The sequence below is a fragment of the Lelliottia sp. GFLA7 genome, from assembly GCF_056490165.1.
This window is the reverse complement of sequence record NZ_JBWLAQ010000001.1, coordinates 625,485-639,374: the sequence shown is the minus strand read 5'-3', so window position 1 is coordinate 639,374 and position 13,890 is coordinate 625,485. Positions and strand designations below refer to the sequence as shown.

General features: G+C 54.2%; 14 protein-coding genes. 10 read left to right on the top strand and 4 right to left on the bottom strand.

The genetic code is table 11. The annotated features are described in order from the left end of the window. The first annotated feature begins 127 nt into the window (after positions 1-127). Positions 128-1,363: an MFS transporter gene (locus tag AC07RN_RS03130; RefSeq protein ID WP_449553621.1), complete on the top strand. Its 1,236-nt coding sequence runs from the start codon at positions 128-130 to the stop codon at positions 1,361-1,363. Positions 1,364-1,410: 47 nt separating this feature from the next. On the opposite strand, the gene AC07RN_RS03125 is transcribed toward AC07RN_RS03130, so the two are convergent. Both AC07RN_RS03125 and AC07RN_RS03120 read right to left on the bottom strand, forming a co-directional pair. After that, on the bottom strand, positions 1,411-2,223 hold the full coding sequence (locus AC07RN_RS03125; RefSeq protein ID WP_478335546.1) for a Cof-type HAD-IIB family hydrolase: 813 nt from the start codon (positions 2,221-2,223) through the stop codon (positions 1,411-1,413). After that, on the bottom strand, positions 2,213-3,427 hold the full coding sequence (locus AC07RN_RS03120) for an MFS transporter (protein WP_012016736.1): 1,215 nt from the start codon (positions 3,425-3,427) through the stop codon (positions 2,213-2,215). Before AC07RN_RS03120 ends, AC07RN_RS03125 begins: the two co-directional genes overlap by 11 nt. Positions 3,428-3,508: 81 nt before the next feature. On the opposite strand from AC07RN_RS03120, the gene AC07RN_RS03115 reads away from it, so the two are divergent. Then, entirely contained in the window at positions 3,509-4,057 is a 549-nt protein-coding gene (locus AC07RN_RS03115) for a TetR/AcrR family transcriptional regulator (protein ID WP_478335545.1), read from the top strand. A gap of 232 nt (positions 4,058-4,289) precedes the next feature. On the opposite strand, the gene AC07RN_RS03110 is transcribed toward AC07RN_RS03115, so the two are convergent. Then, a complete protein-coding gene (locus AC07RN_RS03110; protein ID WP_478335544.1) occupies positions 4,290-5,975 on the bottom strand; it encodes an aspartate:alanine antiporter in 1,686 nt (561 codons plus the stop codon). Positions 5,976-6,251: 276 nt separating this feature from the next. Here AC07RN_RS03110 and AC07RN_RS03105 point away from each other — a divergent pair, with 276 nt between their 5' ends. Then, on the top strand, positions 6,252-6,620 hold the full coding sequence (locus tag AC07RN_RS03105) for an inner membrane protein YbjM (protein WP_041689356.1): 369 nt from the start codon (positions 6,252-6,254) through the stop codon (positions 6,618-6,620). 30 nt (positions 6,621-6,650) lie between these two features. Here AC07RN_RS03105 and AC07RN_RS03100 read toward each other — a convergent pair whose 3' ends face one another. Further along, on the bottom strand, positions 6,651-6,920 hold the full coding sequence (locus AC07RN_RS03100) for a GrxA family glutaredoxin (RefSeq protein ID WP_012016764.1): 270 nt from the start codon (positions 6,918-6,920) through the stop codon (positions 6,651-6,653). Positions 6,921-7,105: 185 nt separating this feature from the next. On the opposite strand from AC07RN_RS03100, the gene nfsA reads away from it, so the two are divergent. The 7 genes from nfsA (at position 7,106) to potI (ending at position 13,851) form a co-directional block, all read left to right on the top strand. Beyond that, positions 7,106-7,828: an oxygen-insensitive NADPH nitroreductase gene (gene nfsA, locus AC07RN_RS03095; RefSeq protein WP_012016765.1), complete on the top strand. Its 723-nt coding sequence runs from the start codon at positions 7,106-7,108 to the stop codon at positions 7,826-7,828. Between the two features lie 69 nt (positions 7,829-7,897). Then, complete coding sequence (rimK, locus tag AC07RN_RS03090) at positions 7,898-8,800, top strand: 30S ribosomal protein S6--L-glutamate ligase (RefSeq protein WP_407436352.1); 903 nt, start codon at positions 7,898-7,900, stop codon at positions 8,798-8,800. A gap of 55 nt (positions 8,801-8,855) precedes the next feature. Beyond that, positions 8,856-9,335, top strand: coding sequence for a YbjN domain-containing protein (locus AC07RN_RS03085; protein WP_235135192.1), 480 nt, complete (start codon positions 8,856-8,858; stop codon positions 9,333-9,335). Between the two features lie 357 nt (positions 9,336-9,692). Next, positions 9,693-10,805, top strand: coding sequence for a spermidine/putrescine ABC transporter substrate-binding protein PotF (potF, locus tag AC07RN_RS03080; protein WP_012016768.1), 1,113 nt, complete (start codon positions 9,693-9,695; stop codon positions 10,803-10,805). Positions 10,806-10,912: 107 nt separating this feature from the next. Next, positions 10,913-12,046 carry a putrescine ABC transporter ATP-binding subunit PotG gene (gene potG / locus AC07RN_RS03075; protein ID WP_012016769.1) on the top strand — a complete coding sequence of 378 codons (1,134 nt, stop codon included), beginning with the start codon at positions 10,913-10,915 and terminating at the stop codon, positions 12,044-12,046. Positions 12,047-12,055: 9 nt separating this feature from the next. Further along, positions 12,056-13,009 carry a putrescine ABC transporter permease PotH gene (potH, locus tag AC07RN_RS03070; RefSeq protein WP_012016770.1) on the top strand — a complete coding sequence of 318 codons (954 nt, stop codon included), beginning with the start codon at positions 12,056-12,058 and terminating at the stop codon, positions 13,007-13,009. Then, positions 13,006-13,851: a putrescine ABC transporter permease PotI gene (gene potI, locus AC07RN_RS03065; protein WP_235135194.1), complete on the top strand. Its 846-nt coding sequence runs from the start codon at positions 13,006-13,008 to the stop codon at positions 13,849-13,851. Before potH ends, potI begins: the two co-directional genes overlap by 4 nt. Positions 13,852-13,890 lie beyond the last annotated feature (39 nt).

Genomic DNA, 13,890 nt, shown 5'->3' with positions numbered 1-13,890 from the left:
GGGCAACTTAAGGAAACCTTAAACGACAGCGATATGTGCTGTATTTCTGTTTATCTTCAATAATTCACTATCTCGATAACGGCCAATTCATTAAAATCATCGCGATTTTTCATCATAAAGAGACCGCATGTTAAACCGTTCTTCTTCTTCCGGTCATCGTCTGGGTCGCCAGGCGTTACTGTTCCCGCTGTGTCTGGTGCTTTACGAATTCTCGACCTATATCGCTAACGATATGATCCAGCCCGGTATGCTGACGGTCGTCGCGCAATACAACGCCGGGATCGAGTGGGTACCCACATCCATGACCGCCTATCTGGCGGGGGGCATGTTTTTGCAGTGGTTGCTCGGACCGCTGTCGGACCGTATTGGCCGCCGTCCGGTGATGCTGACGGGCGTGGTGTGGTTTATCGTCACCTGCCTCGCCATTTTGCTGGCGCAAACGATCGAACAATTCATGGTGCTGCGCTTTTTGCAGGGCGTGAGCCTGTGCTTTATCGGTGCCGTGGGGTATGCCGCCATTCAAGAGTCGTTTGAAGAGGCGGTGTGCATCAAAATTACCGCGCTGATGGCGAACGTAGCGCTGATAGCGCCGCTGCTCGGCCCGCTGGTGGGCGCGGCCTGGGTACACGTAGCTCCGTGGGAAGGGATGTTCATCCTCTTCGCGCTGCTCGCCGCGATCTCCTACTTCGGGCTGCATCGCGCAATGCCAGAAACCGCGACCCGACTGGGCGAAAAATTGTCGCTCAAAGAGTTAGGCCGCGATTACAAAGAAGTGCTGAAAAACGTCCGCTTCGTGGCGGGCGCTCTGGCAACCGGCTTTGTCAGCCTGCCGCTGCTGGCGTGGATTGCGCAGTCGCCAGTGATCATTATCAGCGGCGAGAAACTCAGCAGCTATGAATATGGCCTGTTACAGGTGCCGATTTTTGGCGCACTGATTATCGGTAACCTGGTGCTTGCGCGTCTCACGTCACGCCGCTCCGTGCGCTCGCTAATCATCCTGGGCGGCTGGCCGATTGCAGGCGGTTTGATTCTCGCCGCTGTTGCCACAGTGGCTTCTTCGCATGCTTATTTGTGGATGACCGCTGGCCTGAGCATTTACGCGTTTGGGATTGGTCTTGCCAACGCAGGCCTTGTGCGCCTGACGCTGTTTGCCAGCGAGATGAGTAAAGGAACGGTGTCGGCTGCGATGGGTATGCTGCAAATGTTGATTTTTACCGTCGGCATCGAAGTCAGTAAACATGCTTACATCGTCGGCGGTAACGGCCTGTTCAGCCTGTTTAATCTGGCGAACGGCGTGCTGTGGGTAGGTTTGATGGTGATATTCCTGAAAAATAAACGCGTCGGCAACGCGCTACAGCCGTAACAGTATGAGTAGCCCGGTCAGCATTTATGTGCGACCGGGCGAATCCATCAGTTGAACGGCGCTTCTTTAGTTAACACTTTCTCGATCACGTCCAGCACGCCTTCTTCGTTATTGTGCGGCGCCTCAAAACGCGCGACATCTTTGATATGCGTTTTGGCATTCGCCATCGCAAAGCTAAAGCCTGACTGACGCAGCATTTCGATGTCGTTCCCGCTGTCGCCGAAGGCCACCACTTCACTGTCCTCAATGTCCCACAGCTTCTGCAAAATACGCAGGCCGTTCGCTTTGTGCACACCCGGAATAATCAGGTCGATATTGCCGTGCCCGGTGGTAACCGGCACCATAATATCGCTGAGCTCCGCATGAATCATGGCCTGAATGCGTGGGATTTCACTGTCCGGCAGGTTCAGCCCAAACTTAAAGAAGATGTCGTTCAAATTCTCGAAATTCTCGACCATTTCGAGCCGATGGTAATATTTCGCCGCCATTTCTTTCAGTGAATCATCGTAAGATTTCAGGGTGTAAGCGCTGTTTTTCCCGCAGGCGATAACGTCCACTTCGGGGAGGGAACAGAGAAAGCGCGCAACCGTGTCAAACTGCGTTTTGCTCAGCTCGCCGTTGAACACATCTTCACGGGCATTCACCACCCAGCCGCCATTTTCGGCGACGAAGGCGATTTCATGCGCGATCTCAGGGAAGAAAGAGATCAACTGATAATACTGATTTCCACTGGCGACCACGAAGCGAATGCCTTGCTGTTTCATGCGTTCATATTGCGCCAGAAAGCGTTCGCGATTGTAGGTTTTGGCATCGCTTAAAAAGGTGCCATCCATGTCGACTGCGATTAACTTAACGCTCATATCCCTTCTCCATAGCTGAGTCTTGCGAATCCGGTTTGGCGACGGCTTTGGCCACCAGCGCGGCAACGATGACTAACGCTAACACCACCAGCATGGCACTGCGTAACCCGTAATGCTCGCCGAGGAAACCGAGCAGCGGCGGGCCGACCAGGAAGGCCAGATAGCCCGTCGTCGCCACCACGCTGACGCGCGTCGGCGCATCCGGGCCGGTGTCGCTGGCGGCGGAAATGGTCAGTGGGAAGCCCAGCGATGCGCCTGCGCCCCAAAGAATCACCGATACGCCTGCTATCCAGTCCACGTCGACAAAGATAATTAATGCGATGCCCAACGCACCCATCAGCGCACTGGCGCGGACCACGGCCACGCGGCTGTAGCGATCGATAAACCAGCCGCCGGTAAAGCGCCCGACGGTCATACCGAGCGTGAATCCAGCGTAAATCAGCGAGCCAGAGGTCGGGCTAAAACCGTGGCCGTCGACCATCAACAGCGGGAGCCAGTCGTTAGCGGAGCCTTCGGCAAAGGCCATCGCCAGAACCACGACGCCAATCAGCATCAACTGCATATCGCGATAAAACGGCAAACCTTTCTCCGCCGATTTTTGCTCTTCCGCCGTGTTTTTACCGGTGCCGTCAGGAATGGCGGTGATGCCGGTGAGAATCGGGATAATGCAGACCAGTGCCGCCAGTAAAATATGTAAATTCGCCGCGACGCCGAACGCTGTCAGCGCCATACCCACGCCAGCGCCTGCCAGCGTGCCGAGGCTGTAAAAGCCGTGCATCATCGGCAGCACGGTTTTATTCATCTCGCGTTCAACGGCGGCGCCTTCTACGTTAATGGCCACTTCTGCCGCGCCAAAGCTGCCGCCAAAGACCGTCAGGCCGAGGGCAAACATCAGCGGCGAGGCAAACCACAGCGCCACGCTCAGGAACACCATTCCCAGTACCGCGCAGCACATGGTGGTGCGGATGACGGTACGTGTGCCAAAGCGCTTAACCAGCCACGCGGAGCACAGAATGCCGCTCATCGAGCCAATCGACAGGCCAAACAGCACGATGCCCATTTCTGCGGTAGATACCGTCAAAATGTCGCGGATGGCGGGCGTGCGCGTGGCCCAGGACGCCATCAGCAATCCGGGAATAAAGAAGAACATAAAGAGCGCCCACATGCGTCGCTGCAGGGCCTTACGTGGAGAAGTTAAGGTCATTCGAATCACACCAGAAGCATAACAATAGCGACAACACTAGCAAGGTTGTGTACATTTGTACACAAAGTGAAAGAGGAATTTATGAGCAGACGACCGAACGATCCACTGCGCCGTGAAAGAATACTTCAGGCGACTCTGGAGACCATAGCAGAGCATGGGATAGATGCCGTCACGCACCGTAAAATCGCCACCTGCGCAGGCGTGCCGCTAGGGTCGATGACCTATTATTTCGACGGTATGGATTCACTGCTGGAAGAGGCGTTCACGCGTTTTACCTGTGATATGTCACAGCAATATTGCGACTTTTTTGCGGGCGTGACCGGGCCGGAAATGGCCTGTGAATCCATTACCACGCTGATCCACAGTTCCGAAGTCACCACGCCACATAATATGGAGCTGATGTATCAACTTTACGCGCTGATGAGCCGTAAGCCCGCGTTAAAAAAGGTGATGCAGGACTGGATGCAAACCAGTCAGTCGACGCTTGAGCAGTGGTTTGATCCAGTGACCGCCCGCGCGTTGGATGCCTTTATCGAAGGGATGACGCTGCATTTTGTGACGGACAGGCAGCCGCTCTCGCGAGACGATATTCGACAGATGGTGGGACGGATCGCGGGTGAAAATTGTTGATGCAGATGACAGTATTTGATACCGGAAAGGTAGGAATCAAGATGCTTGACTGGAGATGCTATGAATTTCAGGCAACAAAAAACCCATCAACCTTGAACCAAAATGGCGGGGTTGATGGGCTCCACAAAATGGGGGACATCAAAGAAAAGCAGTGGCACTAATTATGACTGCCTCCTTTTGCAAAAGTTCTGCGCATAACCAAAATAATTTTATCAATGCGCAAACTTGAGAGTTATCCGAGTCCCGGCCAGATGATGATGATTAGCGTACCGGCCAGTGTGAGCAGCACGTTAGCAATGGCGTATGTGCCCGCGTAGCCCAACGCGGGTATGTTACTGCGCGCAGTATCGCTGATGATTTCCATCGCCGGGGCGCAGGTGCGGGCACCCATCATGGCGCCAAATAACATCGCGCGGTTCATGCGCAGGACGTAAGCGCCGAACAGGAAACAGATCACCACCGGCAGCAGGCTGACAATCAAACCGGCGACCAGCATCTGCCAGCCGACGGCACCGAGACTGTGCCCAATACCGCTGCCCGCGCTTAAACCGACGCCCGCCATAAAGACCATCAGGCCAAACTCTTTCACCATATTTAGCGCGCCCTGCGGGATATAGCCGAAGGTGGGATGGTTAGCACGCAGGAAGCCAAGCATAATCCCGGCGAATAAGAGGCCTGCAGCGTTGCCGACGCCGAAGCTGAAGTTGCTGAACTGGAACGTGATCATCCCAATCATCAGACCGACAATAAAGAAGGCGCAGAACGCCAGCAGATCGGTCACCTGGCTGTGGATGGAGATAAAGCCGATGCGGTCGGCAACGGTTTTCACACGGCGCGCGTCGCCGCTCACCTGCAGGACGTCACCTTTATTGAGAACCACATTGTCGTCGATTGGCATTTCAATCTGGCTGCGGATCACACGGTTTAAGAAGCAACCGTGATCGGTCAGCTTGAGTTGCGCCAGGCGGCGGCCCACGGCGTTGTGGTTTTTGACCACAATTTCTTCGGTGACGATGCGCATGTCGAGCAGATCGCGGTCAAACACCTCTTTGCCGTTACGGAAGCTGGGATCGAGACGGGCATGCGCATCGGGATAACCCACCAGCGCGATATCATCGCCCATCTGCAACACCGCGTCGCCGTCCGGGTTCGCCAGAATGCCGTTGCGGCGAATGCGTTCGATGTAACAGCCGGTCTGGCGATAGATCCCCAGCTCACGTAAATTTTTACCGTCGGCCCAGGCAACCAGCTCCGGGCCCACGCGATAGGCGCGAATCACCGGTAAATAGACTTTGCGTTTGGTGTCGGTATCCAGGCCGCGTTCACGGGCGATTTGTTGGGCGCTGGTCTGCAAATCCTGATGCTGTAATTTTGGCAAATAGCGTGCGGCGACAATCAGGCTGACCAGACCGATCAGATAGGTCAGGGCGTAGCCTAAACTCAGATGATCGAGCGCAACGGAAAGTTGGCTCCCTTCCATCCCCGAATGGCGCAAGGTGTCGCCAGCACCGACGAGAACGGGCGTCGAGGTCATCGATCCTGCCAGCATGCCTGCGGTTAACCCAATATCCCAGCCAAACAGTTTGCCCAACCCTAACGCGATAATCAGTGCGCTACCGACCATCACCAGCGCCAGCATCAGATAATTTTTGCCGTCGCGAAAGAAAATTGAAAAAAAGTTCGGGCCAGCTTCCACGCCGACGCAAAAAATAAACAGCATAAACCCAAGATTTAGCGCGTCGGTGTTAATGCTGAAATGTTGTTGGCCTAATAATAATGAGACGACTAAAACGCCAATGGAATTACCAAGTTGAACTGAACCCAGGCGTAATTTGCCCAGACACAGACCCAATGCCAGTACAACAAATAATAACAGGATGTAATTCCTGTTTAACAAATCTGCGACGTTTATATTCACGGAGGCTAACTTCTTGTTTACCGTTAAGCTGTTGAAAGGAAGGGTTATTTAGGCTACTGTTTTGTCCCGTGTGCGAGCTGAAAAATACACTTTCCACACACTAAGAATATATCCGCAGAACAATAACTGGCCGATAGTCTAATCGCATTGGATATTCAGAGCCAGTAAAGATCGCATATCACCTATGGGCTTTGGCAAGGAGTGCCACGTTGCTTTATCTGACTGGGCGTCCGCTGGACGAATGTTTATTCGATAGAGATGAAGTCAGGAGGATTTTTGAACATAAAACGGAACTGGGCGGGGGTCGCCTGCTGTTTCTTGTTGTTTACCGCGGTTTGCCTTGTTTTAGCGAATGTGAAGGGCGCATTTCGGTCTTCAGGCCATCCTGAGCTGGGGTTACTGTTTTTCATTCTCCCTGGGATGGCGGCCAGTTTTCTGACGCGCGGTGAAGAGGTATTCAAACCGCTGATTGGCGCGATCCTGGCGGCACCGCTATGCCTGGTGGTGATGCGTTGGGTGTTTGTGCCGTCTCGTTCGCTGTGGCAGGAACTGGCGTGGCTGATGAGCGGGATATTCTGGTGTGCGCTGGGCGCGTTGTGTTTTCTCTTTGCGCGCAGTTTGATTCGGCGTCTGCGTCACAAATAAAAACGCCCTCAAGAGAGGGCGCTTCACACGTTACTGGGCAGCAAAAAGACCCAGATTCTCTTTCGCATAGGCTTCGAAATCAGTGAAACCACCAATGTGCGTCTGATCGAGGAAAATCTGCGGTACGGTTTCAACCGGTTTACCCACGGTTTTTTCGAGGTCAGATTTGCTGATGCCTTCCGCGTGGATATCGACGTAGCGGAAGTTAAAGTCATCACGCTCAGCGGTCAGTTTTTCTGCCAGTTCTTTAGCGCGCACGCAGTAAGGGCAACCCGGACGTCCAAAAATCACTGCAAACATATCTCTCTCCTAAAACGTAAGCCCGACGGCGAATGACGCTTATAGTGCACGATAACCTGCCCTCATGAAAAGCAGGTTTCACCTGTTGCTTTGATATCTTCAGGCTATATTTCGCCAATTACACGTCCGCCATCTTTGCCTATACTGGCTGGAAACCGCATAAAGAGAGAGAAAAGAGAGACCCAATGACCCCGACGATTGATGTGATCCGTTCCCACCGTTCTATCCGCCATTACACCGACAAACCGATTACGGATGCCCAGCGGGAGGCGATTATCGCGAGTGCGCAGGGGACGTCCAGCTCCAGTTTTTTGCAGTGCACCTCCATTATCCGCATTACCGATCCGGCCATGCGCGAACAACTGGTGACGCTCACGGGCGGGCAAAAGCATGTCGGACAGGCGGCTGAGTTTTGGGTGTTCTGCGCAGACTTTAATCGCCATCTGCAAATTTGCCCGGATGCGCAGCTGGGGTTGGCAGAACAGCTTCTGCTGGGCGTCGTGGATACCGCAATGATGGCGCAAAATGCGCTGACAGCCGCCGAATCGCTGGGTTTAGGTGGCGTGTATATCGGTGGCATTCGCAACAACATTGAAAGTGTGACGGAACTCCTGCAACTGCCAAAACATGTTTTACCGCTGTTTGGCCTGTGCCTTGGCTGGCCCGCTGATAATCCGGATGTGAAGCCGCGCATCCCTGCCGCGATGCTGATGCATGAAAATCACTATCAACCCGTGGATGCTGACGTACTGGCGCAGTACGATGAAGACCTTGCCAACTATTATCTGACGCGCGATAGCAATAATCGCCGTGACACCTGGAGCGATCATATTCGTCGCACCATCATTAAAGAAAACCGTCCGTTTATTCTCGAGTATTTGCATAAACAGGGCTGGGCCGTGCGATAGCGCATTTATCCTGCGCCTGGCTGCGTATATGATACGCAGGCTCTTATTGAGATTTTGGAGAGGTGCAGGGTGAAAATTGCCATTTTGTCCCGGGATGGAACGCTCTATTCTTGTAAGCGCCTGCTTGACGCGGCGAATAAGCGTGGCCATGTGGTTGAGATCCTCGATCCGCTGTCGTGCTATATGAACATCAGCCCGGCGGCGTCTTCTATTCATTATAAAGGTCGTCATTTACCGCACTTTGACGCGGTGATCCCGCGCATTGGTTCCCAAATGACCTTCTACGGCACCGCCGCTTTGCGTCAGTTCGAGATGCTCGGCAGTTACCCCCTGAATGAATCCGTTGCCATCACCCGCGCGCGCGACAAACTGCGCTCCCTGCAGCTACTCGCGAGACAGGGCATCGATTTACCGATGACCGGCATTGCTCATTCACCCGACGACACCAGCGATTTAATTGCGATGGTGGGCGGCGCGCCGCTGGTGGTGAAGCTGGTGGAAGGGACTCAGGGCATTGGTGTCGTGCTGGCCGAAACGCGTCAGGCGGCTGAAAGCGTGATTGATGCATTTCGCGGCCTGAACGCGCATATTCTGGTGCAGGAATATATCGAAGAGGCGAAAGGGCGCGACATCCGCTGTCTGGTCGTTGGTAATGAAGTGGTGGCGGCGATTGAACGTCAGGCGAAAGACGGCGATTTTCGCTCGAATTTGCACCGTGGCGGCGTGGCGCGAATCGCGGACATCACCGAGCGCGAACGTGAAATCGCCATCACAGCGGCGCAAACCCTGGGCCTGGATATTGCGGGCGTGGATATTTTGCGCGCGAATCGGGGGCCGCTGGTGATGGAAGTGAATGCCTCGCCGGGTCTTGAAGGGATAGAGAAAACCACGGGCGTCGACATTGCGGGTAAAATGATCTCATGGATTGAGCGCCACGCCACGCCGGGCTATTGCCTTAAAACGGGTGGTTAGGAACGCGCTTTTTGCGTACTCTAGGAAAAGTTTTTTATTAAGAGGCTGCACTGCTATGGATTTACAGGTCGTTCCAACTCTGGATACGTTACGTCACTGGCTCGACGATGCGGGTATCACTTACTTTGAGTGTGATTCCTGTCAGGCGTTGCACCTGCCGCACATGCAAAATTTCGACGGCATTTTTGACGCCAAAATCGACCTGATCAACGACGTGATTCTCTTCTCGGCGCTGGCTGAAGTAAAACCGTCGGCACTGCTGGCCCTGGCCTCTGATTTATCAGCGATCAATGCCGGTTCTTTGACCGTAAAAGCATTTCTCGATATTCAGGATGATAATCTGCCAAAATTGGTGGTTTGCCAGTCTTTCTGCGCCGGAGCGGGGCTATCATTTCAGCAGTTTTCCTGGTTTATGCGCCAGAGCGAAGAGCAAATCTCGATGGTGATGTTAGAGGCCAGCGCGCATCATCTGCTGTTTACGCCTGAAGATGAAGAAATCGAGAATAACGAGTCACGCGACCCCTTTCTGCACTAAAACACAATGATACTCACGCAGTCGCTACCGCAGCGGCTGCAAAACACCCTTTATTCTGCTGCTTTTAACCTTCCTTTAAAGAATATTTCACCTATCTCCGGGCCAGTTCGGCTTATCACATAGACCCTTTCTGCATAAAAAATTGATAAAAACCGCTTTTTAATCTGGGCTATAGCCTGGGGCACAGGCTACAGTTATTCTTGCGGAGCTTAAAAAAGCGAGCGAAAACTGCCAGAAGGTTTTTTCTTTTGCGTCAGGCAGAGCGACAAAATATGCACGATTCTTGCATATCCCCCAATGCATGCTTTTAGTTCGTTTGTTAACAACAGTTAACGAGCTTTCATAAGGAATAACGATATGGTCGCCTTTAATAAAAAATGGTTATCGGGTCTGGTTGCGGGCGCTCTGATGGCTGTCTCTGCCGGTACGCTCGCTGCGGAACAAAAAACGCTGCACATTTATAACTGGTCTGATTATATCGCGCCGGATACGGTGGCGAATTTCGAAAAAGAGACCGGGATTAAAGTGGTTTATGACGTCTTTGATTCCAACGAAGTGCTGGAAGGCAAACTGATGGCGGGTAGCACCGGCTTTGACTTGGTGGTTCCATCGGCCAGTTTCCTCGAGCGCCAGCTGGCGGCCGGTGTTTTCCAGCCGTTGGACAAAAGCAAGATGCCGAACTGGAAAAACCTCGATCCTGAAGTGCTGAAGATGGTCGCGAAGCACGATCCGGACAACAAGTACGCTTTACCGTATTTGTGGGCGACAACCGGGATTGGCTACAACGTTGATAAAGTCAAAAAAGCGCTGGGAACCGACGTACCGCTGGACAGCTGGGATATGGTGCTGAAACCGGAAAACCTGGCAAAACTGAAAAGCTGCGGCGTCTCATTCCTGGATGCGCCTGAAGAGATTTTTGCCACCGTGCTGAATTACCTCGGCAAAGATCCGAACAGCACCAAAGCAGATGACTACACCGGGCCGGCTACCGACCTGCTGCTGAAGCTGCGTCCAAACATTCGCTACTTCCACTCTTCTCAGTACATTAACGATCTTGCTAACGGCGATATCTGCGTCGCTATCGGCTGGGCGGGTGACGTATGGCAAGCGGCTAACCGTGCGAAAGAAGCGAAGAATGGCGTGAACGTGACGTATACGATCCCGAAAGAGGGTGCGCTGGCGTTCTTTGACGTCTTCGCGATGCCTGCGGATGCGAAAAACAAAGATGAAGCCTATCAGTTCCTGAACTACCTGCTGCGTCCGGAAGTGATTGCCCATATCAGCGATCACGTCTTCTATGCCAACGGTAACAAAGCGTCGGTGCCGCTGATCAGCGCTGAAGTGCGTGACAATCCGGCTATCTTCCCGCCGGCAGACGTGTTCGCCAAGCTGTTCACGCTGAAAGTACAAGACCCGAAAATCGACCGCGTGCGTACCCGTGCGTGGACGAAGGTGAAAAGCGGTAAATAATTCATTCACCGACTTTTTCCAGGCCGGGAATGTGCAGAACATCCCGGCAACAGGCGCACCGAAAGGGTGCGCCTGCACCAGTTTAGATTGATGCCGGAGAGCACCCCGTGAATGAAGCGACCCCCCGCCCGCAGGCGAAAACCCGTAAAGCGCTGACCCCGCTTCTTGAAATCCGTAACCTGACGAAGTCCTTTGATGGTCAGCATGCCGTGGACGATGTCAGCCTCACCATCTACAAAGGCGAGATCTTTGCGCTGCTTGGCGCGTCTGGCTGTGGTAAATCGACGCTGTTGCGGATGTTGGCCGGTTTCGAACAACCTACCGCCGGGCAAATTATGCTGGATGGCGTCGATCTCTCCCGTGTGCCGCCTTACGAGCGCCCGATCAATATGATGTTTCAGTCTTACGCCCTGTTCCCGCACATGACGGTGGAGCAGAACATCGCGTTTGGCCTGAAGCAGGACAAACTGCCTAAAGCAGAAATCACGGCACGCGTGGCCGAAATGCTCAGCCTGGTGCACATGCAGGAATTCGCGAAGCGCAAGCCGCATCAGCTTTCTGGCGGTCAGCGTCAGCGCGTGGCGCTGGCGCGTAGCCTGGCAAAACGGCCAAAACTGTTGCTGCTCGACGAGCCGATGGGGGCGCTGGATAAAAAGCTGCGCGACCGCATGCAGCTTGAAGTGGTGGATATTCTTGAGCGCGTGGGCGCGACCTGTGTGATGGTGACGCACGATCAGGAAGAGGCCATGACCATGGCCGGACGTATCGCGATCATGAACCGCGGTAAGTTCGTGCAAATCGGCGAGCCGGAAGAGATTTATGAGCACCCGACCACGCGCTACAGCGCGGAATTTATCGGCTCGGTCAATGTGTTTGAAGGGCTGCTGAAAGAACGTCAGGAAGATGGACTGGTGATTGAAGCGCCAGGGTTAGTCCATCCGCTGAAAGTGGATCCTGACGCCTCGGTCGTGGATAACGTGCCGGTTTACGTGGCGCTGCGTCCAGAAAAAATCATGCTCTGCGAGGAATCGCCTGCTGATGGCTATAACTTCGCCGTCGGTGAAGTGGTGCATATTGCTTACCTTGGCGATCTCTCGATTTATCACGTTCGACTCAAAAGTGGACAGATGATCAGCGCCCAGTTGCAGAACGAGCACCGTTACCGAAAAGGGCTGCCTACGTGGGGCGACGAAGTGCGTCTTTACTGGGACGCGGACAGTTGCGTCGTGCTGACGGTATAAGGAGCGGCAATGAGTACACTTGAACCCCCTGTCCGCGAGCCTAAAACCAGCGGATTCGCGAAATGGCTGACGCATATGCAGATGGCGCATGGCCGCAAGCTGGTGATCGCTATGCCGTACGTATGGCTGATCCTGCTGTTCCTGCTGCCGTTCCTGATTGTCTTCAAGATCAGTCTCGCCGAAATGGCGCGGGCGATCCCGCCGTATACCAATCTGATGGAGTGGGCGGACGGAACGCTGACGATCGCGCTGAATTTGGGCAATTACCTGCAGCTCACCGACGATCCGCTCTATTTCGAAGCCTACTTGCAGTCATTGCAGATAGCTGCGGTGTCGACGATCTGCTGTCTGGCGATCGGCTATCCGCTTGCGTGGGCGGTGGCGCATAGCAAACCGTCGACGCGCAATATTTTGCTGCTGCTGGTGATTCTGCCGTCCTGGACCTCGTTTCTGATCCGCGTGTACGCGTGGATGGGGATCCTGAAAAACAACGGTGTGCTCAATAATTTCTTGCTGTGGCTCGGCGTTATCGATCAGCCGCTGACGATATTGCACACCAATCTGGCGGTGTATATCGGCATTGTGTACGCCTATCTGCCGTTTATGGTGCTGCCGATTTATACGGCGCTGACGCGTATTGATTACTCGCTGGTCGAAGCCTCACTGGATCTCGGTGCCCGTCCGCTGAAAACGTTTTTCAACGTGATTGTCCCGCTCACCAAAGGCGGCATTATCGCGGGGTCAATGCTGGTGTTTATCCCGGCTGTCGGTGAGTTTGTTATCCCGGAACTGCTCGGCGGCCCGGACAGCATTATGATTGGTCGCGTGCTGTGGCAGGAGTTCTTTAATAACCGCGACTGGCCGGTGGCCTCTGCGGTCGCGATTGTCATGCTGCTGTTGCTGATCGTGCCAATCATGTGGTTCCACAAGCATCAGCAAAAACAGATGGGAGGTAACGGATGAATAATTTACCGGTCGTACGCTCTCCGTGGCGCATTCTGATTCTGGTACTGAGCTTCACGTTCCTTTATGCCCCGATGTTGATGCTGGTCATCTACTCGTTTAACAGTTCCAAACTGGTGACCGTCTGGGCGGGCTGGTCGACACGCTGGTACGGCGAACTGTTCCGCGATAGCGCCATGATGAGCGCGGTGGGGTTGAGCCTGACGATTGCCGCCTGCGCGGCCACCATGGCCTGCGTACTCGGTACGATTGCCGCGCTGGTGATGGTGCGATTCGGTCGCTTCCGCGGCTCAACGGGCTTTGCGTTTATGATTACGGCTCCGCTGGTTATGCCGGACGTCATTACCGGTTTGTCGCTGCTGCTGCTGTTTGTCGCCCTCGCGCATGCGATTGGCTGGCCGGCGGATCGTGGCATGTTGACCATCTGGCTGGCGCACGTCACTTTCTGCACAGCCTATGTGGCGGTGGTGATTTCATCGCGTCTGCGCGAGCTGGACCATTCGATTGAAGAGGCGGCGATGGATCTCGGGGCCACGCCGGTGAAAGTCTTCTTCATCATTACGCTGCCGATGATTATGCCTGCGGTGATCTCCGGCTGGCTGCTGGCGTTCACGTTGTCGCTCGATGATTTGGTGATCGCCAGCTTCGTTTCTGGCCCGGGTGCTACGACGCTGCCGATGCTGGTTTTCTCCAGCGTGCGCATGGGTGTTAACCCTGAGATTAACGCCCTGGCGTCAATCATTTTAGGTGTCGTGGGCGTCGTGGGCTTTATCGCCTGGTATCTGATGGCGCGCGCGGAAAAACAGCGCGTGCGTGATATCCAGCGTGCAAGACGCGGCTGAAGCATTTAAAATTCTCAATGAAGTGCCGCGCGTGTCGCG